Annotated in this window: 26 protein-coding genes, 1 pseudogene and 1 riboswitch; of the genes and pseudogenes, 9 read left to right on the forward strand and 18 right to left on the reverse strand. The window is 67.6% G+C overall.

From position 1 onward, the window contains the following. A pseudogene (locus A3ES_RS54710) lies at positions 1–198 on the reverse strand (IS5/IS1182 family transposase); the annotation flags it as partial. Between the two features lie 247 nt (positions 199–445). Beyond that, positions 446–561, forward strand: a riboswitch (cobalamin riboswitch). 212 nt (positions 562–773) lie between these two features. Here A3ES_RS54710 and A3ES_RS0141780 point away from each other — a divergent pair. Continuing rightward, on the forward strand, positions 774–3,614 hold the full coding sequence (locus tag A3ES_RS0141780) for a ribonucleoside-diphosphate reductase subunit alpha (protein WP_026163697.1): 2,841 nt from the start codon (positions 774–776) through the stop codon (positions 3,612–3,614). Then, on the forward strand, positions 3,611–4,666 hold the full coding sequence (locus A3ES_RS0141785) for a ribonucleotide-diphosphate reductase subunit beta (protein WP_020392808.1): 1,056 nt from the start codon (positions 3,611–3,613) through the stop codon (positions 4,664–4,666). Before A3ES_RS0141780 ends, A3ES_RS0141785 begins: the two co-directional genes overlap by 4 nt. A gap of 55 nt (positions 4,667–4,721) precedes the next feature. Here A3ES_RS0141785 and A3ES_RS54715 read toward each other — a convergent pair whose 3' ends face one another. After that, entirely contained in the window at positions 4,722–4,889 is a 168-nt protein-coding gene (locus A3ES_RS54715) for a hypothetical protein (RefSeq protein WP_020392809.1), read from the reverse strand. 146 nt (positions 4,890–5,035) lie between these two features. Further along, positions 5,036–5,266, reverse strand: a complete 231-nt coding sequence (locus A3ES_RS0141795) for a hypothetical protein (protein ID WP_157631039.1) — start codon at positions 5,264–5,266, stop codon at positions 5,036–5,038. Between A3ES_RS0141795 and A3ES_RS54720 the strand changes: the two genes are divergently transcribed. After that, positions 5,204–5,455: a sigma-70 family RNA polymerase sigma factor family protein gene (locus tag A3ES_RS54720; protein ID WP_237745196.1), complete on the forward strand. Its 252-nt coding sequence runs from the start codon at positions 5,204–5,206 to the stop codon at positions 5,453–5,455. The genes A3ES_RS0141795 and A3ES_RS54720 overlap by 63 nt on opposite strands. Here the strand turns inward: A3ES_RS54720 and A3ES_RS0141805 are convergent. From A3ES_RS0141805 to A3ES_RS0141820, 4 genes are all read right to left on the reverse strand, one after another. Beyond that, entirely contained in the window at positions 5,444–6,307 is an 864-nt protein-coding gene (locus A3ES_RS0141805; protein ID WP_020392812.1) for an alpha/beta fold hydrolase, read from the reverse strand. The genes A3ES_RS54720 and A3ES_RS0141805 overlap by 12 nt on opposite strands. Positions 6,308–6,349: 42 nt before the next feature. Further along, complete coding sequence (locus A3ES_RS56545) at positions 6,350–6,910, reverse strand: COG4315 family predicted lipoprotein (protein ID WP_020392813.1); 561 nt, start codon at positions 6,908–6,910, stop codon at positions 6,350–6,352. Between the two features lie 70 nt (positions 6,911–6,980). Continuing rightward, complete coding sequence (locus A3ES_RS0141815) at positions 6,981–7,397, reverse strand: SRPBCC family protein (protein ID WP_020392814.1); 417 nt, start codon at positions 7,395–7,397, stop codon at positions 6,981–6,983. Next, on the reverse strand, positions 7,394–7,720 hold the full coding sequence (locus A3ES_RS0141820) for a metalloregulator ArsR/SmtB family transcription factor (protein ID WP_020392815.1): 327 nt from the start codon (positions 7,718–7,720) through the stop codon (positions 7,394–7,396). Before A3ES_RS0141820 ends, A3ES_RS0141815 begins: the two co-directional genes overlap by 4 nt. Positions 7,721–7,798: 78 nt before the next feature. Between A3ES_RS0141820 and A3ES_RS0141825 the strand changes: the two genes are divergently transcribed. Beyond that, positions 7,799–8,227: an SRPBCC family protein gene (locus tag A3ES_RS0141825; protein WP_020392816.1), complete on the forward strand. Its 429-nt coding sequence runs from the start codon at positions 7,799–7,801 to the stop codon at positions 8,225–8,227. Here A3ES_RS0141825 and A3ES_RS50295 read toward each other — a convergent pair. Next, a complete protein-coding gene (locus A3ES_RS50295; RefSeq protein WP_020392817.1) occupies positions 8,175–8,867 on the reverse strand; it encodes a cytochrome c biogenesis protein CcdA in 693 nt (230 codons plus the stop codon). The two genes, A3ES_RS0141825 and A3ES_RS50295, sit on opposite strands and share 53 nt — an antisense overlap. Here A3ES_RS50295 and A3ES_RS50300 point away from each other — a divergent pair. Continuing rightward, positions 8,848–9,420, forward strand: coding sequence for a DUF3179 domain-containing (seleno)protein (locus A3ES_RS50300; RefSeq protein ID WP_020392818.1), 573 nt, complete (start codon positions 8,848–8,850; stop codon positions 9,418–9,420). The genes A3ES_RS50295 and A3ES_RS50300 overlap by 20 nt on opposite strands. Positions 9,421–9,438: 18 nt before the next feature. Here the strand turns inward: A3ES_RS50300 and A3ES_RS0141840 are convergent, their stop codons facing one another. Then, positions 9,439–9,843, reverse strand: coding sequence for a hypothetical protein (locus tag A3ES_RS0141840; protein WP_020392819.1), 405 nt, complete (start codon positions 9,841–9,843; stop codon positions 9,439–9,441). A 111-nt stretch (positions 9,844–9,954) separates the two neighbouring features. On the opposite strand from A3ES_RS0141840, the gene A3ES_RS0141845 reads away from it, so the two are divergent. Further along, positions 9,955–10,452 (forward strand): DoxX family protein, encoded by a 498-nt coding sequence (locus A3ES_RS0141845; RefSeq protein ID WP_020392820.1) that lies wholly within the window; start codon positions 9,955–9,957, stop codon positions 10,450–10,452. Between the two features lie 150 nt (positions 10,453–10,602). On the opposite strand, the gene A3ES_RS54730 is transcribed toward A3ES_RS0141845, so the two are convergent. The 5 genes from A3ES_RS54730 to A3ES_RS0141870 form a co-directional block, all read right to left on the reverse strand. Beyond that, a complete protein-coding gene (locus A3ES_RS54730; protein ID WP_020392821.1) occupies positions 10,603–10,761 on the reverse strand; it encodes a hypothetical protein in 159 nt (52 codons plus the stop codon). Positions 10,762–10,823: 62 nt separating this feature from the next. Next, positions 10,824–12,119 carry an NTP transferase domain-containing protein gene (locus A3ES_RS0141855; protein WP_020392822.1) on the reverse strand — a complete coding sequence of 432 codons (1,296 nt, stop codon included), beginning with the start codon at positions 12,117–12,119 and terminating at the stop codon, positions 10,824–10,826. A 237-nt stretch (positions 12,120–12,356) separates the two neighbouring features. Next, complete coding sequence (locus A3ES_RS0141860) at positions 12,357–12,671, reverse strand: hypothetical protein (protein WP_020392823.1); 315 nt, start codon at positions 12,669–12,671, stop codon at positions 12,357–12,359. Further along, complete coding sequence (gene cimA, locus A3ES_RS0141865) at positions 12,668–14,257, reverse strand: citramalate synthase (RefSeq protein WP_020392824.1); 1,590 nt, start codon at positions 14,255–14,257, stop codon at positions 12,668–12,670. The genes A3ES_RS0141860 and cimA overlap by 4 nt, the downstream gene beginning before the upstream one ends. 231 nt (positions 14,258–14,488) lie before the next feature. Continuing rightward, positions 14,489–14,890: a hypothetical protein gene (locus A3ES_RS0141870; protein WP_020392825.1), complete on the reverse strand. Its 402-nt coding sequence runs from the start codon at positions 14,888–14,890 to the stop codon at positions 14,489–14,491. A gap of 97 nt (positions 14,891–14,987) precedes the next feature. Here A3ES_RS0141870 and A3ES_RS0141875 point away from each other — a divergent pair, with 97 nt between their 5' ends. Then, positions 14,988–15,494, forward strand: coding sequence for a hypothetical protein (locus tag A3ES_RS0141875; RefSeq protein WP_020392826.1), 507 nt, complete (start codon positions 14,988–14,990; stop codon positions 15,492–15,494). Positions 15,495–15,542: 48 nt separating this feature from the next. Here the strand turns inward: A3ES_RS0141875 and A3ES_RS0141880 are convergent, their stop codons facing one another. The 3 genes from A3ES_RS0141880 to A3ES_RS55315 all read right to left on the reverse strand — a co-directional run bounded on the left by A3ES_RS0141880 (position 15,543) and on the right by A3ES_RS55315 (position 17,944). After that, positions 15,543–16,634, reverse strand: coding sequence for a branched-chain amino acid aminotransferase (locus A3ES_RS0141880; RefSeq protein WP_020392827.1), 1,092 nt, complete (start codon positions 16,632–16,634; stop codon positions 15,543–15,545). A gap of 111 nt (positions 16,635–16,745) precedes the next feature. Further along, positions 16,746–17,795: a 3-isopropylmalate dehydrogenase gene (locus A3ES_RS0141885; RefSeq protein ID WP_020392828.1), complete on the reverse strand. Its 1,050-nt coding sequence runs from the start codon at positions 17,793–17,795 to the stop codon at positions 16,746–16,748. Beyond that, entirely contained in the window at positions 17,792–17,944 is a 153-nt protein-coding gene (locus A3ES_RS55315; RefSeq protein WP_020392829.1) for a hypothetical protein, read from the reverse strand. The genes A3ES_RS0141885 and A3ES_RS55315 overlap by 4 nt, the downstream gene beginning before the upstream one ends. 258 nt (positions 17,945–18,202) lie before the next feature. Here A3ES_RS55315 and A3ES_RS0141895 point away from each other — a divergent pair, with 258 nt between their 5' ends. Continuing rightward, positions 18,203–18,769, forward strand: a complete 567-nt coding sequence (locus A3ES_RS0141895) for an O-methyltransferase (protein ID WP_026163702.1) — start codon at positions 18,203–18,205, stop codon at positions 18,767–18,769. 82 nt (positions 18,770–18,851) lie between these two features. After that, positions 18,852–19,007, forward strand: a complete 156-nt coding sequence (locus tag A3ES_RS57350; protein WP_157631042.1) for an FAD-linked oxidase C-terminal domain-containing protein — start codon at positions 18,852–18,854, stop codon at positions 19,005–19,007. A 483-nt stretch (positions 19,008–19,490) separates the two neighbouring features. Here the strand turns inward: A3ES_RS57350 and serA are convergent, their stop codons facing one another. Then, positions 19,491–21,089: a phosphoglycerate dehydrogenase gene (gene serA, locus A3ES_RS0141900; RefSeq protein WP_020392831.1), complete on the reverse strand. Its 1,599-nt coding sequence runs from the start codon at positions 21,087–21,089 to the stop codon at positions 19,491–19,493. Positions 21,090–21,135 lie beyond the last annotated feature (46 nt).

The raw sequence follows: 21,135 nt of genomic DNA on the forward strand, positions 1-21,135 counted from the left end.
CAGCACCGACGCCGCGACCTCACCCGGCAGACTCGGCCGCCCGGTCGAGCTCGGGAACAGATCCTCGAACAACCCGGCCGGGAACACCTCACCACGATGCTCAGCCAAGAACCCGAACACGCTCCCGGCCGGCACCAGATGCCCGACCAACGCCCGAGCGTCCATCAACTCCTGATCAACCCCAGCTGAACCCTGCACCCCACAATCGTCCCAGCACGGTCACCACACGACCGGGCCAACACGCAGGTTATTCAGCAGGCTCCTAGCGGGGCCGCTGGCGCGCTGTAGCGCGCCAGCGGCCCGAAAAACGGCGTTCGTCCATAGCTTTCGCGGCAACCCGCCGCGGGCTCCGGACGACGGCAGCGGAGCAGGCGTCGCGAGCCGTGGGGACACAAGATGTGCGACATGCAGCGCGTCGCACCACTAGATGCGGTGGTCGGGGGCTAGAGTCTCTACCACTGGCGGTCAGGGGAATCCGGTGGAAATCCGGAGCTGCCCCGCAGCGGTAGGCGGGGAATGTGCTCCGTGAGCCCGAATACCTGTCGCCGGTGCGTGTGCCGCCGGTGCACGCTGTCCGAGGCCTCGAGGGCGGGCCGCAGGGCGTGACAGAAGCAGATTGGCACCACCGCAGAAGTCGGCCACCCAGGCCGGGGAGACCGCGGTCGGGCGCCACCCGATCGGTGCTCGCGGATTCGTACGTCCGTATGCCGGTCAACTGCGCCCACCTGTCTCGTCATGCGCTCCCCCAGGGTCCCGGTCGTCAAGAGACTCGCGTGGAGAGAGCGCTTGTGACCATCGTTTCGCCAGGCCAGCCGAGAGCAACCCACTCGGCACCAGCACAACCGAACCAGCTCACCGTCGTACGCCGTGACGGCAGCAGCACCGCCTTCGACCCGACCAAGATCTCGGTCGCGCTCAGCAAGGCGTTCCTCGCCGTCGAGGGCAGCGAGGCCGGTGCCAGCCACCGGGTCCGAGACCTCGTCGCCGACCTGACCAAGCGCGTGGTGGACGCTCTGACCGGCCGTGGCGACGCCCGCCGCAGTGTCCAGGTCGAGGACATCCAGGACCAGGTCGAGCTCGCGCTGATGCGGGCCGGCGAGCACCAGGTCGCCCGCGCGTACGTGCTCTACCGCGAAGAACGCACCAAGGCCCGCACTCCCGAGAACGCGGCCGAGCTCAGCACGCAGCCGGTCATCACGGTCCGCGCAGTCGACGGCAGCACCGCCCCGCTGGATGTCGAGCGGCTCCGCGTGATCGTCGCCGAGGCAGCGGCGGGCCTCGACGCTGTCGACGCCGAGCTGATCCTCAACGAGACCCTCGGCTCCTGTTACGACGGCATCGCCCAGCACGAGGTCGAGCTCGCCCTGGTGATGGCTGCCCGCGGATACGTCGAGACGGAACCGGAGTACAGCTTCGCGGCGGCCCGGCTGCTGCTCGACCAGATCCGTCGCGAGACGCTCGGCCGGGTGCACGGTGAGCCTCGTCAGGCGAGCCAAGCCGACATGACTTCGGCGTACGTCGACTACTTCCCGCGCTACATCGAGGTCGGCATCGAGGCCGGGCTGCTCGACCCGGAGCTGGCCACGTTCGACCTGGCCAAGCTGGCCGGGGCAATCAAGCCGGAGCGCGATCTGAACTTCGCCTTCCTCAGCCTGCAGACGCTGTACGACCGCTATCTGCTGCACATCGACAAAACAAGATTCGAGCTGCCGCAGGCGTTCTTCCTCCGCGTCGCGATGGGCATCGCGCTGAAGGAGGAGAACCGCGAGGACCGCGCGATCGAGTTCTACGAGTTGCTCAGCTCGTTCCGTTTCATGTCGTCAACGCCGACGCTGTTCAACTCCGGTACCACCCGGCCGCAGCTGTCGTCGTGCTTCCTGACCACGGTCGACGACGACCTGGCCGGCATCTTCGCGGGCATCCGCAACAACGCGCTGCTGGCGAAGTACTCCGGTGGACTCGGCAACGACTGGACCCCGGTCCGCGGCATCGGCGCAAAGATCCGCGGTACCAACGGTGAGTCGCAGGGCGTCATACCGTTCCTCAAGATCGCCAACGACACGGCCATAGCTGTGAATCAGGGTGGAAAACGAAAGGGCGCGGTCTGCGCGTATCTCGAGACCTGGCACATGGATATCGAGGAGTTCCTCGATCTTCGCAAGAACACTGGTGACGAGCGTCGCCGCACCCACGACATGAACACCGCCAACTGGGTCCCCGACCTTTTCCTCCAGCGGGTCGAGGCCGGCGGCGACTGGACGCTGTTCTCTCCTGACGAGGTCCCGGACCTGCACGACTTGTACGGCGCTGCCTTCAAGACGGCGTACGAGAACTACGAGCAGGCCGCCGACAAGGGCGAGATCCGGGTGTTCCGCCGGGTCAAGGCCGTCGACCTGTGGCGCCGGATGCTGACCGTGCTGTTCGAGACCGGCCACCCGTGGATCACCTTCAAGGACGCGTGCAACCTCAGGTCACCGCAGCAGCATGACGGCGTCGTCCACTCCTCCAACCTGTGCACGGAGATCACGCTGAACACGACGGTCGACGAGACCGCCGTCTGCAACCTGGGCTCGGTCAACCTGGTCGCGCACCTCACCGACACCGGTCTCGATGCCGACCTCATCAGCGACACCGTGAAGACGGCCGTCCGGATGCTCGACAACGTGATCGACGTGAACTTCTACACCACGCCGGAGTCGGAGCGCGCCAACCAGCGGCACCGCCCGGTCGGCCTCGGGCTGATGGGTTTCGCCGACGCGCTGTTCGCGCTGCGCATCCCCTACAGCTCCGACGCCGCCGTCGCCTTCGCCGACAGCTCGATGGAGCAGATCAGCTACTACGCGATCGACGCGTCGAGCGAACTGGCCGCCGAGCGCGGCCGGTACCAGACGTACGACGGATCACTGTGGAGTCAGGGAATCCTCCCGATCGACTCGCTCGAGCTTCTCCGCGAGGCCCGCGACGGCGACCTCACCGTCGACACGAGCAAGCGGCTCGACTGGGACGCGCTGCGCGCCAAGGTACTGCGTGACGGCATGCGCAACTCCAACGTGCTGGCGATCGCGCCGACCGCGACGATCTCCAATATCTGCGGCGTGAGCCAATCGATCGAACCGATCTACCGCAACCTGTTCGTGAAGTCGAACATGTCCGGCGAGTTCACCGTCGCCAACCCGTACCTCGTCGCCGATCTCAAGGCGCGCGAACTGTGGGACCAGGTGATGGTGTCCGACCTGAAGTACCACGACGGCATCCTGTCCCAGATCGACCGCGTGCCGGCCGATCTGCGGGAGCTGTACGCGACCGCGTTCGAGATGGACCCGCTGTGGCTGGTCAAGGCGGCATCGCGCCGGCAGAAGTGGCTCGACCAGGCACAGTCGCTCAACCTCTACATGTCGGCTCCGTCGGGCAAGGCGCTCGATGAGCTCTATCGGTCGGCCTGGCGGCACGGCCTGAAGACCACGTACTACCTGCGCTCCCAGTCGGCCACGCATGTGGAGAAGTCCACGCTGCAAGGCACGGACGGCCGGCTCAACGCAGTACCGGTCGCTCTGCCGGAACCCACTGGCGCAGCTTGTTCCATCGAAGATCCCGATTGCGAGGCCTGCCAGTGACGACCACCGGACTGGGTGAGATCACCCTCGGAGCGGCCCGCGTCGAGGTCGCGGACAAGGCGATGATCAACGCCCGCGCGGACGTGAACCAGCTGCTGCCGCTGAAGTACCAGTGGGCCTGGGACAAATACCTTGCCGGCTGCAACAACCACTGGATGCCGACCGAGGTCTCGATGCAGGCCGACATCGCCCTGTGGAAGAGCAAGGACGGCCTGACCGAGGACGAGCGGCTGATGCTCAAGCGCAACCTCGGCTTCTTCGCCACCGCGGAGTCACTGGTCGCGAACAACATCGTGCTCGCGGTCTACCGCCAGCTCACCAACCCCGAGTGCCGCCAGTACCTGCTCCGCCAGGCGTTCGAGGAGGCCGTGCACACGCACACCTTCCAGTACATCTGTACGTCGCTCGGCCTGGACGAGGGCGAGCTGTTCAACATGTACCGCGAGGTGCCGTCCATCTCCGACAAGGACGCCTGGGCGCTGAAGTACACCCAGCACCTGGAGGACCCGGATTTCCGCACGGGGACGCCGGAGTCGGACACGGACTTCCTGCGCGACCTGATCGCGTTCTACGTGGTCTTCGAGGGCATGTGGTTCTACACCGGCTTCGCACAGATCCTGTCGCTCGGCCGGCGCAACAAGATGGTCGGGATCGCGGAGCAGTACCAGTACATCCTGCGCGACGAGTCGATCCACCTGAACTTCGGCATCGACTGCATCAACCAGATCAAGCAGGAGAACCCGCACTTGTGGACCGCGGCGTTCCAGGCCGAGGTCCGGCAGATGCTCACCGAGGCGTGTGAGCTGGAGGTCGCCTACGGCCGCGCGACGATGCCGAACGGCATGCTCGGCCTGACCGCGGACCTGTGCGAGCAGTACATGCACTTCGTCACCGACCGGCGCGCCGAACAGATCGGCATCCAGCCGATCTTCGGCGAGACGCGCAACCCGTTCGGCTGGATGTCGGAGGTGATGGACCTGAAGAAGGAGAAGAACTTCTTCGAGACCCGCGTGATCGAGTACCAGTCCGGCGGCGGCCTGACCTGGGACTGACTGACCGGCTGCTGGGCGTCCGAAGTACAGCCGGTACTTCGGACGCCCGCGGCTGTCAGCGTGGGTTGTCGGCGTGGGTGAGTGTCTCCCATGCGTAGAAGTAGTTCGCGCCGGCCGGGCGCTTGCTTTCCGTGTAGCGCAGCGTCGTGGGCATCTGCTGGCCCAGCCGGTTGTGGTAGTGGTTGTAGACCACCTCGGTGACGGCGCCGAGTCCCTTCTTCACCGTGCCGCCGCACAGGTTCGACGGCGTCGGCGTACCGGTCTCGAGGCGGGCGTGGAAGTAGAAGCCGTCGGTCAGCCTCTCCTTGGCCTCGGCGTAGAGGTCGACGCCTTGGTGCCAGGCCGTTTCGGCGATGTGCGCGGCCGCGGTCAGTACGACAGTGACGCCGAGCTACTCGCCTTCATCGCGTCGTACGCCGTCTTCTGCGGCTGGGCGCCGGCCTGGACCCGCTGGCGGGTGAAATCGAGCTGGGCCTTGTCGACCAGCTGGCCGAACTGCTGCGGGACGACGCGATCCTGCGGATGCCGCCGGAGCGGATGGAGTTCCGCGGCCGGACCGCGATCATCGACTTCCTCGCCACCGTGCCGGCTGACGGCCATCTCGACCGCATCCACCTCCAACTCACCCGCGCCAGCGGTGACCCCGCCGTCGCAGCCTGGATGCCCGACGAGACCGGCGCGCCGGCTCCGTACGGGCTAATGGTCTTCACGATCGACGCCGGCCGCATCGCCACCATCAATAGCTTCCCCGACCCCGCGCTGTTCGCCGTCTTTGGCCTACCTGGCTAGAACCGCGACAGCTTCGGCTATCTCCGCTGGGAAATCCTCCTGGAGGAAGTGTTTGCCGGGGACGGTTGGGATGTCGTCGAGCCGGGCCGCGAGGCGAGCTTGTACGCCGTACGAGCGCAGCGGCAGGGCCGGATCCTTGCTACCCCACAGGATTCCCACCGGATACCTGTCGGAGCTGAGGACCCCTTCGTACAGCCGCCGCTTCTCGATGGTCCGCTCGAATGACCGCATGATTTGCAGGAAGGCGCGCCCGGAGTCCTCACCGAGAAGCAGTCGCAGGTGTGTGTCCAGAGCCTCCGCCGGCACATCGGGGCCGACGCCGATCATCCGCATCAGAGTTCGGAACACGACCGGCACACGGGCCGACGCCAGCCACGCCTCACCGAGCAGACGGTGGGCGAAGGGTTCCATCACCCAGGGACGGCGGAAGGTGTCGACGGCAACGATCGTGTTCAGCACCAGGATGGAACGGATCCGGTCAGGCGACGCCGCCGCGATCTCGAAGCCGACGGGTCCGCCGATGTCGTGCACCACGAGATGTACCCGGTCGAGCTCGAGCGCGTCCAACGCCGCGGTCGCCCAGGCCCCAAGCCCAGTCCACGAGTAGTCGAAGTCATCCGGTCGCGCGGCCAATCCCAGGCCGGGCAGGTCGAACGCGATGCCGCGCAACCCACGCTGTGCCAGCTCGGGCAGTACCGCACGGTAAAGGAAAGAGGACGCCGGTACGCCGTGCAGGCACACCACAGCCTCCCCACCGGACGACCCTTGCTCAAGCACAAAGCTCCGTACCCCGGCCGCCGTGAACTCCCGTCCCGCGTCGCGATGAGCAGCCAGCACCTCGTCAACCGTCACTGCATCACCACGCCATTCACTGGTCGGGTTCCCGGACTCCGGTCACGCCGGGGCTGCCGCGCCGGCCGGGGTGACGACCAGCCACAACCCGCCGAAGCCTTCGATGTTGTGACACTTCACCTCGTTCTTGCCTTCGTGGGCGTAGTAGTAGAGCGGGTGACCGCCGTACGTGACCTGCGTTTTGCCATCGGTTCGCTTCGTCGTGCCGAGAAGTGATTGCTTGACCTCGCCGGCGGCGGTCGGCGGGCCGTCCGTCAGCACCGGTGGCCAGGCGACCGCGCAGGCGGTGTAGCAGGCCGGGGCTGAGGACGTTTCCTTGTCGAACAAGTAGATCGCCTGGCCCGTCGAGTCGAACAGCATCGGGCCGAAGTCGCTGGCGGCGGTCTTGATCCCGGTCCCTGTGCTCGGCGATGCGGGGGGTTTGGCGGGTGAGGTCGGCGTACCGCCCGGCGGCGTACTGCCTGGCGGCGTGGTGGCAACAGATGACGGCTGCGCCGGCGAGGAGGCTGTGGGCGATGACGTCGGCGCGGAACCCGCCTCCGAATCATTGCCGCAGCCCGCCAGCATCAGCCCGCAGGCGGCGAGCATCGCGAGAGTACGCATCCGGATCAGCTCCGACCATCCTCGGTTTCCTCTGACGGTAGTGCCGAAGCGGGCGCTGCGGCGTACACCGTCATCGGTTCGTAAGGGTCGCGGTTCGGAGTTGGGCGAGGTAACCGCTCCAGCCCTGGTCGTGCGGAGCCAGCATCGGGTGGGGGAGACCGGTGTGGACGAGCCGGAGCCGGGTGCCGTCGCCATCGGGGTGCAGGTCGATGCTGACCGTGCTCGTCCCGGGCGGTACTACTGCGGCCCCTTCGAATCCCCAGGTGAACACCAGCCGGTACGGCGGGTCGACGACGACGTACTCGCCTCGCACCGTGGCCGTGTCGTTGACGATACAGCGGTAGAGGCCGCCTGGTCGGGGATCCAGGAACGCCTCCCGGCCCAGCCAGAGCTTGTGCCGCTCCGGATCGGTGAAGAAGTTGAACACTACGTCCGGTGGCGCCGCGATGCTGATCTCGTGCTCGACCCGATCGCCCGTGACGGTCATCGTGCTCGGTCCGTGGACTCGTCCCGACGAGCCTCGGCTTCGGCCTCTTCGGCCAGCCTGGCCAGGCTTGTCGTCCAGAACCTGTCGACGAACTTCTTCAGGCCGGCCAGCCCGCTCGGCTCCGCCAGGTAGAGCCGCCGGGCGCCGTCGCGTCGCTCAACCACCAGGCCGGCCTCCTTCAGCACGGTCAGGTGCTGGGAGATGGCCGAGCGGGTGACGTCGAAGTGGGCCGCGATTTCACCGGCGGCCAGCTCGCGGTCCCGTACTAGCTCGAGGATCCGCCGCCGATGGGGTTCGGCGAGCGCTCGGAGTTGATTGTCCACGGACACATGTTAGAGTCGGCTAACGTAAGTATCAACTAACCCCAGGCTCGATCGGCCTGGGCAGGGGAGGGGATCGCGATGGCGCGGATCGTTTTCGAGCTGGAGGTCGAGGCACCGGCCGAGCGAATCGTCGAGGCTCTCGACACCGAGGACGGCATCGCCGGCTGGTGGACCGCCGACGTCGACTTCGCCGGCGGGGTCGGCTCGATCATGAAGCCGGGTTTCCCGATCGCACCGGTGCCGTTCGAGTTGAGCGTCGACGAGGTCGGCCTGGGGCGGCTGGCCTGGACGTCCGTCGGCGAGTTCCCGCCACACTGGGCGGGGACGCGGGTGATCTGGACGCTGACCCCCACGGCAGCCGGAACGTTGGTGCATTTCAGCCACGACGGCTGGGCGAGTGACGAGGGCCCGTTCGCCAGTTCGGCCCTCACCTGGGGCCGGCTGATGGACACCCTCAAGACGTACGCCGAGACCGGCGTCGCCGCACCACTGTTCCCCAAAGGCTGAGGATCAGCAGGATGACAAGAGCGACGATTACTCCGGTCGCGCCGATGAGGTCCAGCCCGGACGCCAGCCGACGTTGAAGGGCAGCGCCGCCCGCGATCACCGGGTCGTCGGCGCTCGCGCCGCGTAGTACGCGGATCTCATACCAGCCGTAGTACGAGACGTAGAGACCTGCGACCACGAGCAGCAGACCGCCGAGCCGGGAGACCAATCGACCGGCCCGGCGTAGCGCAGCCACCACAGACCCGCGCGCGAGGGCGACCGCGAGCGACACCACCGCGACAACGACACCCATACCGAGCGCGTACGCCGTGAAGACGGTGACCCCTTCGACGATCGAGCCGGTGCGGAAGGTGGCCACCACCGTCACGAGGAACGGACCGATTGTGCACCCCAGCGAGGCCAGCGCGTAGGCCACTCCGAACAGCGTCATCGACAGAGCGGACCTGGTCAGTGCCGGTCCCCGGCTGGTCGCGATCCGTGGCCCCGGCATGCTCCGGCCGGCCAGCAGCCAGGCGCCGGCAAGCGCGAGCGTCAGGCCGAAGACGACGGTGAACCAGGGAAGGCGCTGCTGGATAGGGCCGGCCACCGAAGCCAGCGCGAGTCCGAAGACGCCGAACACGATGACGAACCCCGCCGTCATCGCAACGGCGAATCCCAATGCACGCCCGATCGCGACACCGCGGCCCGTCCCGGCGATCGACAACCCTCGGTTCCAGCGCACCCGGGATGTCGACTGGCTCGCCGAGACCGAGCCAGTGCTCGCGCTGACCGTCAACGGCGAGAGCCGGGCCTACCCGATCCAGATCCTGACCTGGCACGAAATCGTCAACGACACCGTGGCCGGGATCCCGGTGGCTGTCACCTACTGCCCACTGTGCAACTCCGGTGTCGCCTTCGACCGCCGCGTCGGCAGCCGAACCCTGACCTTCGGTACGTCGGGAAGCTGTACGCGAGCAACAGGACGAGACATCGGCACCGTCGCCGTGTTCGAACCCGTAGCCGGCGGGCGCCCGCTGACCTTCACGGCCGCGGGCGCCGGCTTCGTCGACGCCCAGACCGGTAGCCGGTGGAACATCCTCGGCCGTGCCACCGGTGGTTCACTCGCCGGCAGTCAGCTGTCGGCGTACCCGTTCATCGATACCTTCTGGTTCACCTGGATCGCCTTCCAGCCCAGCACCCAGCTCATCCGCTGACCGTCCAGCGCGAGCGAGTCAGCGCTGGATCGGGCACTTGAAGTCGTTCTCGGCGACCCGGGTGATCGTGACGTGACCGGCTGCGGCAGCCGCCAGTACCGCCGCCTCCGAGGTGAGCAGGTACGGCGTGACGTTCCAGGTGACGGCGAAGAACTTCCAGTCGCCGCCGTGGTAGCCGGCCGAACCTGGGCCGACGCCGACCACGCCCTTCTGCGCTTCGACTCCACCCATCACCGCGTAGAAGTTGTCGCGACCGTCGTCGGGCGTCGCGGCCGGTGGGACGACGGTCCGCACCACGACGCCATCGAGGTAACAGCAGCCGTCCGGGAAGACGAAAGGCGGACGATCGGCCTGCGCGGTTGCGGGAAACCCGAGCAGGACCAGGAGCACAGCGAACATCGTTGACAGCACACGCACCTTCATAGCGACCTCCTCGTGATGTCGAGGCAAACGCTAGTTCCGCTCCCGGGGGCGGGCCCTTACGTAGTCCTTACGTCCGCCGCGCACAACGTCAATGGTTGAAAGTGGTTCCAAATGGTGATCATGGAAGGTGACACCTCGCGACTAGGCGCGATCGACGCCGGCGCGGATGCCAGTCTTCTGCTGGAGGTCGTCATGGACGTCCTGGTACTGATCGGCCGGATCATGTTCGCCGCGCTCTTCGCCGTTTCCGCGATGGGGCACTTCGGTCAGACCGACGCGATGACCGGGTACGCGAAAAGCAAAGGCGTGCCGGCCGCGCGACTTACCGTGCTGGGAGGCGGTGTCCTCCTGGTCCTCGGCACGGTCTCGGTGCTGCTCGGGATCTGGCCGGATCTCGGCGCGCTCCTGCTGGTCGTGTTCCTGGTCCCGACCGCGCTGCTGATGCACGGCTTCTGGCGAGAGTCGGATGCACAGGCCAAGCAGACCGAACAAGTCCAGTTCTTCAAGGACACCGCACTCGCCGGCGCCTCGCTCATGCTGTTCGCGCTGTTCGCCCACCTCGGCGACGATCTCGGCCTGGTGATCGTCGGACCACTCTTCGACCTCTAGTGCACGAACTGTCACCGCGGTCACCGACGCGGCGCGGGCGCGCGGCGTACCGTCCTCGGTCGTCCACAGGATTCGTGCGGCTGGAGGAGGGACTTCTGATGTCCTCGGCAGATTCCACCACGAGCATGCGAGCACTACCCAAGAACCTGGTCACCGGCGCCGCCCGCGGGCGTCGTCGCCGGGCTCCCGCTGGGCATCATCATGCAGCTCCGCGACGCCGACCCGAAGATGATGCCCGGCGTCCAGATGATCGAACAGGTCGGCGACCTCATCTCGGATCCGTCGACAGGCCTCGGCTGGCTCGTCCACCTGTTCAACTCCGCCATGCCTGCTCCCGCCGACTGCTCGCGCGTCACCTACTCGCGCAGTGCCTACTCCCGCATTGCCCGGAGCAGCAGAACGACACCCCGGACGACATCCAGGTTGGCGGCGATGGCAACTGCGATCAGGCCCCAGAGAGGGATGGTGAGGATGGCGGCGACGGCGAAGATGAGGAGGCGGAACTCGCGCCGGAACAGGAGCCGTACGTCGGTGTCGCGGCCGACGGCGTGCACGTAGGAGACCAGGAGACAACCGGTCGCGGCGGCGAATCCCCACGGCCAGGCGGATGTGGTCGGACCGGTGGCGAGGATCAGGGCCAGCACGACCGCCAGATCGGCGTACCGGTCGAGGAGGGTGTCGAGGGTGGCGCCGCGACGGGACGCCGTACCGCTGACTCGGGCGAGTTCGCCGTCGACTCCGTCCAGTGCAGAGCCGAGGACGACGCCCAGACCGCCGGCGATCATCAGCCAGGTGTTGCCGGTGGCAACCAATCCGGCGGCCAGCAGGGTGACGGCGAAAGCCAGACCGGTCGCGAGGTTGGGCGTGAGGCCGGTGTGCAGGAGCACGCGGGTGAGCGGCCCGGAGATACGCCTGTTGACGACGCGGGCGATGACGCCGTCGGTGGGTTTGGGTCCATAACGGCGCCACATGAACCGCTCCAAAGCGCGCACGCCTTCCGGCGTGTCCACGTCGCCCCACAGACCGTGCACCTCCCGCGTCTGCATCGGCCGGCCGCGAGCGAGGAGTTGTTGCCGAAGCTCCAGCCACGTGCGAGGCGGGTGGGAAACCGACAACACGTCGCCCGGCTCGACGACTGTCAGCCCCGCGTCAACCGCGTCGTACTGGTCGAGGTCCGGTCCCAGTGAGGCAACGTGTCCGTCGTCGCGCAGGCGGACCCGGTTCGGCCGGACGCCGCTCAGGCCGACGAGCTGGCGATCGACATCACGGTCCACCGCTGCCACGTTGCCGGCGGTCGTCTCGGTCAGTCGCCGTACGTCGTCCGCCTCGAACACGTGGTCGCCCATCACAACCAGGCAGCGTTGATCGCCGACCGCGCGGAGCCCGGCGATGACGGATGAGGCGGTGCCCTGCTGCCAATCGGGATTCGTCACCACTTCAACGGGCAGGTTGCGCGCTTCGATCGCAGCGATGACGTCTGCGGCGCGGTAGCCGACCACGACGACGATGCGCTCGACACCGGCCTGCTGCAGCACGTTGGTACAGCGTTCCAGCAGGCTGATCCCGCCCACCCGGCGCAACGCCTTCGGATCGGCCGACCGCATCCGGAGCCCCCGCCCGGCGGCGAGCAGCAGGGCGACCCGCACGGTCACGCTCTCCTCGAGCATGGTCAGCCTCCCTCCGCATCTCATGATGCCGGTCCAACGCAGCCGATGGGGTGTACCTGTTCGGATCATTGTCCGGTAGTTGGTCGGCAACCCGGATGTCGAGCCGGGAGCCACCACGGCGAACCCCCTGTCCCACTCCGGCTCCCGCTTCGGAGTGTGCGACGCAGTCTCATGGCTGCCTCCATCGAGTGGGCGGAGACAGGAAGCTACCGAAGCCGGATCAATTAGTAAACCTTCCTAACCATTTAATCTGGCTGGAACTTGCGGCTCTGGCGCTGGACCACCTCGAGCAAAGCTGACGGCCAGTACGCCGATGATCTTGTCCAACCTGGCGGCGACTCGGCCGGCGTCGAAGCCGTTGCCCTCGACAACGATTCGGAGGGTGCAGGTCTCCAGGCACAAGGCGAGCTCGCGGACGTCGTACGGGTTGAGCTGGACGGCGATCCGGGCGAGCAGGCCGCGGGTTTCCACCACCTGGGCGGTGAAGACGGTGAGGATGCGCTCCGGTACGGCGTGCGTAGTACGGGGAGCCAGGGTTGCCAGGGCAGTCATCGGACGACCTCCTTGTGGCGAAGCAGGCCGTAGGTGACGCCGTCGACCAGCGCCTCCCAGGATGCCTCGACGATGTTGTGGCCGACGCCCACGGTGAGCCAGGATCCCTCGCCGTCGGCGGTCTCGATCAGAACTCTGATCACCGCGTCGGTACCGTGCCCCTGGTCGAGGATGCGGACCTTGTAGTCGACCAGCTCGAACTTCTTCACCACCGGATAGGCGCGCTCGATCGCGGTCCGCAAGGCGTGGTCGAGCGCGTTCACCGGGCCGTTGCCCTCACCGGTGACGATCTCGCGGTCGCCGCCGGCGACGAGCTTCACCGTCGCCTCGGACACCGCCTCACCGTCGGCTCGCGACTCGGTGATCACCCGCCAGGACTCGACATCGAAGAAGCTCACCCGCTCACCGGCGACCTCCTCGGTCAGCAGCAGCTCGAACGACGCGTCCGCGGCCTCGAAGGTGTAGCCGCGCGACTCCATCGCCTTCACCCGGTCCGTAACCCGGCTGACCAGGTCGCGGTCGCTGCCAAGGTCGAACCCGAGCTCGCGGCCCTTCAGCTCGACGCTGGCCCGGCCGGCCATCTCCGAGACGAGCATCCGCATGTCGTTGCCCACCAGGGCCGGATCCGTGTGCTGGTAGAGATCGGGATCCACCTTGATGGCACTGGCGTGCAGTCCCGCCTTGTGGGCGAAAGCAGACACACCGACGTACGGCTGCCGGGTCGACGGCGGCACGTTCGTCACTTCGGCGATCGCGTGAGCGATCCGGTACGCCTCGGCCAGCCGGCCGGGCGGGAGCAGATCCATCCCCCGCTTGAGTTCGAGGTTCGCGACGACCGCGAGCAGATCCGCGTTGCCAGTACGTTCGCCGTACCCGTTGATCGTGCCCTGGACATGCGTGCAGCCGGCCTCGACGGCGGCGATCGAGTTCGCCACCGCGCAGCCGCCGTCGTTGTGGGCGTGGATGCCGAGCCGGGCGCCAGTGTTGTCCAGTACGTCGCGGACGACGTCCTGCAACTCGCGTGGCAGCGTGCCGCCGTTGGTGTCGCAGAGCGCGACCACGTCGGCGCCGGCCTCAGCGGATACCCGTACGACTTCCAGCGCGTACGACCGGTTGGCGCGGTAGCCGTCGAAGAAGTGTTCGGTGTCGAGGAAAACCCGCAGGCCGTGCTCACGCAGGTGCCGCACGGTGTCGGCGACCATCCGCAGATTCTCGTCGAGCGTCGTACGCAACGCCCGCTCGACGTGCGCATCGTGGCTCTTGGCAACCAACGTCACGACAGCGGCACCGGAGTCGCGCAGCGCGGCGACCTGCGGGTCGTCGGCGGCCGCCGTACCGGGCTTGCAGGTCGCCCCGAACGCGGCGAAGGTCGCGTGCCGCAGGTGCAACTCGGTCCGCGCCCGCTGGAAGAACTCGGTGTCCTTGGGCACCGCGCCCGGCCAGCCGCCCTCGATGAAGCCCACGCCCAAGTCGTCCAGGTGCTGCGCGATGGCGATCTTGTCGGCCACGGACAGCGCCAGACCCTCCTGCTGCGCGCCGTCGCGCAGGGTGGTGTCGTAGACGTGGAACTCATCGGATGTGCTCACGGGGGTCGCCTTCCGTGGGGGCCGGTTCGGGCAAACAAAAAACCTCCCGCAAGGTGCGAGAGGTCTGCGCGCTCAGGTGGTGCTTGCTGAGCGCGCTTAGCTAATGATGACCCGGTAGTTCTTCATGACATTCGGCAGTCTGCCACACGAATTCCGAGGCATGGCCGATTGTCTCGAAACGCGAACATCCAGTACGCCGACCAGTACTGGGGCGCCCGCCGCAGTCCAGATTCAGGCGGTGAGCGACCAGCCCGGGTCGTCCCAGGCGGTGTAGAAGTCTTCCCGGCTGAGCGTCCGCAGGCCCCATTCGTCCCGGTTCAGGCCCTCCTCGGTCAGTACGCCGTCCTCGTCCTCGAGCCGCTGCCACCAGTACCGGTGCACGGTGCCGTCCTCGCCGACCTGCAGTTGCCGGACGACAACCCACTCCCGCTCGTGCCAGACGGCCTCGAACAGCCAGTCCGTCCCGTACTCGTCCGCGCACGCCCCGTAGGTCCGGGCGGCGGTCCCCCGATCGAGATCGCGGATCAGCTCCACCGAGACGCGAAACGCCTGCACCGTGTCCGGCTGCCACCCACGCTGCTCGGCGAGCTCCGCGTAGTAGGCCTCGACTTCATCCGGGAAGCTGCTGCTCATGCCCTCGCCCTCAGCTCGGAAACGGTCCCCCGACCCTATCCAACCCATGGCCCGGAGAGCTGAGAGGATCCTGTGAAGTCCAGGTCGAGAGGAAACGATGAGCCAGCACGACGAAGCCGCCCGCCGCGACGCCTTCGAAGACGACGTCCGTACTGCGCTGTTCCGCCCGACCGGGGAGTTGCGGCGACTGCAGTTCCGGTTGATGGGTTTCGCTCTCGGCGTGGCGCTGATCGTGTTGCTGGCACCGACCTGGTTGATCTCTGAACGCTCGTCCCGCCAGACGATCGACATCTACAGCGGCATCAGCCTCTTCGGTCTCCTCCCGGCCAAGGACTCGCCGATGGGTGCCCTCGGCACCGTCTTGATGTTCGGCTATCTGCTGCTGGCACTCACTCAACTGGTGCTGCCGCCGGAGTACAAGAGCGCCCTGGCCTCCTGCATCGCCGGTCTGGTCGTCACCTTCACGATCGTCGTCAACCAACCCGAGGCGCAGTCCGAAGCCATCGAGACCAACTGGACCGGCGCTCCCCTGGTCGCCCTGCTCATCTGGCTGCTCTTGATCATCACCTGCGGGACAGCAAGAGCTACTACCCAGAGCAACTGAAAGCGCCCGGGAGAACCTCTTCAGGTTGTCCCGGGCGCTTTGGGGGTTTCAGCAGACCTTCGTCATCCAGCCGTGCGGGTCAGCAGCGCGGCCGTACTGCACATCCAGGAGAGCAGCTCGGACGGCGGCCGTGACCTTGCCGCCCTCGCCGTCGGCGACCTGGACCTCGCCACCCTTCCACTTGAGCGAGGCGACCGGCGTGATCACCGCGGCCGTACCGCAGGCGAACACCTCCTGGATCCGCCCCGACGCCGCCCCGTCGCGCCACTCGTCGATCGAGATCTTGCGCTCGGTGACGGTGTAGCCGAGATCGGTGACCAGCTTCAGGATCGAGTCCCGGGTGATCCCCTCGAGGATCGTGCCGGACAGCTCCGGCGTGACGACCGAGCTGTCGTCCAGGACGAAGTACAGGTTCATCCCGCCGAGCTCTTCGACCCACTTCTTCTCGACCGCGTCGAGGAAGGCGACCTGGTCACAACCGTTCTCGATCGCCTCGGCCTGCGCGAGCAGCGACGAGGCGTAGTTGCCACCCGTCTTGGCCGCGCCGGTGCCACCGGGGGCCGCGCGGGTGTACTCCTCGCTCAGCCAGATCCGGACCGGCTTCACGCCCTTGGCGAAGTACGAGCCGGCCGGCGATGCGATCGCGCAGTACGTCACCTGGGCCGACGGCCGGACACCGAGGAACGGGTCCGAGCCGAACATGAACGGCCGCAGGTACAAAGAGGTCTCGCCACCGGCGGGAACCCACGCCTTGTCGAGCTCGACCAGCCTGTGCAGCGAGTCCAGGAAGGCGGCCTCGGGCAGCTCCGGCAGCGCGAGCCGCTTCGCGGAGCGGTTGAACCGCGCCGCGTTGGCCTCGGGCCGGAACAGGTGGATCGAGTCGTCGGGGTGCCGGTAGGCCTTCATCCCCTCGAAGATGGTCTGGGCGTAGTGGAACACCGAGGTCGCCGGAGACAGCTCCAGCGGCCCGAAGGCGGTGATCCTCGCGTCGTGCCAGCCGTTCTCCTTGGTCCAGGTGGCGATCGCCATGTGGTCGGAGAAGTTCTGCCCGAAACCTGGGTTCGCCAGGATCTGGGCGCGCTGGTCGTCGCTGGCCGGTTGGGTGTTTGGCTCAACGGTGAACTGCAAATCCGCGCTCATAGCGGCACCGTACCTCTTGCCGAAGTGGTCAGGCGAGCGTGCTGAAGCCTCTCGCCGCGGCTCCGGCGCCAGGTGGCGCCGGCCGGGCGGGCGTCGTACTGGTCCATCGGCTCAGCCGGCCGCGCGCTTGGCGATCGCGTCACCGATCTCCGCGGTGGTCCGCGGCGCGCCGGTGCGCTCCTCGATGTCGGCCGTCACGGCGGCCTCGATCGCGGCCGCCGCCTCGGTCAGGCCGAGGTGGTCGCACAGCAGCGCGGTGGACAGGATCGCTGCCGTCGGGTCCGCCTTCTGCTGGCCCGCGATGTCCGGCGCGGAGCCGTGCACGGGCTCGAACATGCTCGGCGCGGTCTTGTCCGGGTTGATATTGGCGCTCGCGGCCAGGCCGATCCCGCCACTGATCGCCGCGGCCAGATCGGTGATGATGTCGCCGAACAGGTTGTCGGTGACGATCACGTCGAACCGCGCCGGGTCGGTGACCAGGAAGATGGTCGCCGCGTCCACGTGCAGGTAGTCCACGGCGATGTCCGGGAACTCGGTGGCGACCGCGTCGACGGTCCGCTTCCACAGGTGACCGGCGTACACGAGCACGTTGTTCTTGTGCACCAGCGTCAGCTTCTTGCGCGGCCGCGCCTGCGCCCGGGCGAACGCGTCCCGGACGACCCGCTCCACGCCGTACGCCGTGTTGACGGAGACCTCAGTGGCGATCTCGGCCGGCGTACCGACCCGGAGCGCGCCGCCGTTGCCGACGTACGGGCCCTCGGTGCCCTCGCGGACAACGACGAAGTCGACCTCGCCCGGGTTCGCCAGCGGCGAGCCGACGCTCGGGTACACCTTCGAGGGGCGCAGGTTCACGTAGTGGTCGAGGGCGAAGCGGAGCTTCAGCAGCAGCCCGCGCTCGAGCACCCCGGACGGCACGGTCGGGTCGCCGACCGCGCCGAGCAGGATGGCGTCGTGGCCGCGGATCTCCTCGAGTTCGGCATCCGGCAGCGTCTCGCCGGTCTCGTGCCAGCGCTTCGCGCCCAGGTCGTACTCCGTGCGCTCGAACGTCACGCCGTAGTTCGCACTGACCGCGTCGAGCACCTTGAGTGCCTCGACAGTGACCTCGGGACCGATCCCGTCGCCACCGACAACAGCCAGCTTGAATGACTTGTTGCTGCTCACTTCTTGGGTTCTCCCCCGTTGTCGCGGCGGTTCATGGCCTCTTGGACTGGTTGGGTCTCGGCCTGGCGTGGAGCGGGGCGGCGACGGCGGGCGGCTTTGCGCTCGCGTCCGTCGACGACCTTCCAGTTGGCCGGATACATGTCGTACATGCTGGTCTCCCGTTTGGTCTAGTGCTGTCACAAACGGCCGACGACTGGCACTACCGGGCGGGAGGTACGCCGAAACCCGCGCCGGGGAGGTCGGCCTTAGCGGACCCCGGCGCGGCAGCGAATAAGACGTACCGCGAACTGCATGATGGCTCCGAAGATACTCTGACGTGCGACTATCTCGCCACAATGCGGGCACTCTGTCCCGAGATGTGAGATACCAGTGACACCGCTGGCCCGATGCTGTGCAACTCTCAACCGGTGAGTGCTCCCCCAGAACTGCCACCGCTGGTTTCAGCGGCCCTCAGCCTGTCCGGACGGCGCGGATTCGTCAGCGCGACGCGCAACGAGACCGGCCGGCTGCTCGCCACCTTGGCCGCCTCCCGGACCGGAACCCTCGGCGAGGTCGGCACCGGTTGCGGTGTGGGTTCGGCCTGGCTGCGGCACGGCGCGACCGACGACACCAAGATCGTCACGGCCGAAAGCGACCCGCAACTGGCCCAGGTGGTCAAGGAGCTGTTCGCCGACGACGGCCGGATCGAGGTGCTGTCGGCGGACTGGACGGCACTGATCGAGCGCGGCCCGTTCTCCCTGCTCTTCGTCGACGCCCGCGAGGCGAAGCTGTCCGCCCGCGACGTGATCGCCGAAGCAGTCGAACCAGGCGGCTTCGTCGTCCTGGACGACTTCACCCCCTCGATGGTCTGGCCCCCGATGTACGAAGGCCGCGTCGACACGCTGCGCCAGGAATGGCTCCAGGACAAACGCTTCACCACAGTCGAGGTCATGGTCGCCCCCGACGCCGCAGTACTCCTCGCCACCAAGCGCTAACGCGCGCGCCTCCTGAATCCACCGGAGCGGGGTTAATCCGCCGAAGCCAGTAAGTTCAGCGGTTTCGGGGAGGTAGCTTGCCGTGCCGACTCGCACAGAATCGGTTGGGTCTCGGTGCCCTCAGTGCCCGCTGGCTGGAACTGGGACTCGGCCCGACCTGCACCGCCGAATCAAACAGGTCTTCGATCCGGCCAACCGGCTCAATCCGGCATGGGTGCTACTCGACGACGTCGGCTGAGATCTCCCGGGACCACGGCGTGAAGGATTTTTGCCGCTCCGTGGCAAAAATCCTTCACGCGGATCATCTGTCACTCCGCGACTTGCTCGACCATGCGTCCGCCGTGGCGAAGGCGTGGACGGCTGCGCACGCACCACCTCGCGCCGACGCCCCGACACGCCGGGGGAAGCGTTTGCTGACCGGAGACGGGTATGCACGGACGTCCGGACCCTCCCGGGCCTTGAGCCCCAGGGAGTCGGTCGGATAGGGCGCTATCGGACCCGACCGCGGCGGCCAGCGCGCCGACCGCCCCGCGAAGCGAGGTTGGCCCCACCATCGCGCCGCCGCAGTAACCCCCAGAACAAGGGTGGGCCCGAGCGCGCTCCCGGGTGGGAGGGCTCGGGCCCTGGCCGGCCGCCATGCGCCTGCGGGCGGCAGGCCGGTCCTTGTGACGCTGTTCCAGTTTGCCTTCACCCGAGGGTCAGTTGCGACCTCGGGGGTGTCTCAGACCTCGAGGTCGACGGTCCGGGCGGTGTCGGCCTGTACTGCGGTGGCGATGTCGTCCAGGACCGTCGTCGGGATGGTGGAGTCGACGCTCAGCGCGACCAACGCCTTGCCGCCCTTGCGGTCGCGGCTGACCTGCATGCCGGCGATGTTGATGTCGGCCTCACCAAGGATCCGCCCGACGGCACCCACGATGCCCGGCCGGTCCTCATAGCCGAGGAACGCCAGGTGCGCGGCCAGCTCGACCTCCAGGTCGAAGCCGTCGATCTCGACCAGCCGCTCGGACTGCTTCACGCCGACCAGCGTGCCGGACACCGACACCTGGCCGCCGTCGGCGAGCGTGCCGCGCAGGGTGATCAGGTTGCGGTGGTCCGGGCTGTCGTGGTCGGTGACGAGCCGGACCTCGAGGCCGCGCTCGGCCGCGAGCAGCGGAGCGTTCACGTAGGAGACGTTGTCTTCGACGACATCGGCGAAGACGCCCTTCAGCGCGGCCAGCTCGAGCACCTTCACGTCGTACTGCGTGATCTCGCCGCGGACCTCGACGTCGAGCTGCTGGGCGACGCCGCCGGCCAGGGCGGTGAAGATCCGGCCGAGCTTCTCGGTCAGGGAGATGCCAGGCCGGACATCCTCGGCGATCACGCCGCCCTGGACGTTGACCGCGTCGGGGACAAGCTCGCCGGACAGTGCCAGCCGGACGGACTTGGCGACCGCGACCCCGGCCTTCTCCTGCGCCTCGTCGGTGGACGCGCCCAAGTGCGGGGTGGCGACGACGTTCTCGAACTCGAACAGCGGCGAGTCGGTGCAAGGCTCCTTGGCGAACACGTCCAGCCCGGCCGCGGCGACCCGGCCTTCCTTCAGCGCGGAGTACAGGGCCTGCTCGTCGACGATGCCACCGCGGGCCGCGTTGACGATGATGACCTCGGGCTTGACCTTGTGCAGCTGCTCGTCACCGATCAGGCCGATCGTCTCCGGCGTCTTCGGCAGGTGCACCGAGATGAAGTCGGACGCGGCCAGCAGCTCGTCCAGCGACGCGAGCCGGACGCCCATCTGGGCGGCGCGGCCGGCCTGCACGTACGGGTCGTAGGCGATCACGTTCATGCCGAAGGCGGCCAGCCGCTGGGCAACCAGGACTCCGATCTTGCCCAGGCCGACGATGCCGACGGTCTTCTCGTACAGCTCGACGCCGGAGTACTTGCTGCGCTTCCACTCGCCGTTCTTCAGCGACAGGTCGGCGGCCGGGACACGGCGGGCGGCGGCGAGCAGCAGCGCGACGGCGAGCTCGGCGGCGCTGACGATGTTCGAGGTCGGTGCGTTGACGACCATCACGCCGGCCTGGGTGGCGGCCTTGACGTCGACGTTGTCCAGGCCGACGCCGGCGCGGGCGACGACCTTGAGCTTCTTGGCGGCGGCGAGCGCCTCGGCGTCCACCTTGGTGGCGCTGCGGATCAGGATGGCGTCGACGTCGGCGATGGCCGGGATCAGCTCGGCACGGTCGGCGCCGTTGGCGTGCCGGATCTCGAAGTCGGGGCCGAGCGCCTCGACGGTGGCCGGGGAGAGTTCTTCGGCGATCAGGACGACGGGTCGGGCTGCGACAGTCATGGAGACATCTCCTGCGGAAGCGGTTGGGAGCTCGAAGAATCAGAGC

The sequence above is a fragment of the Kribbella catacumbae DSM 19601 genome (assembly GCF_000372465.1).
GTDB lineage: Bacteria > Actinomycetota > Actinomycetes > Propionibacteriales > Kribbellaceae > Kribbella > Kribbella catacumbae.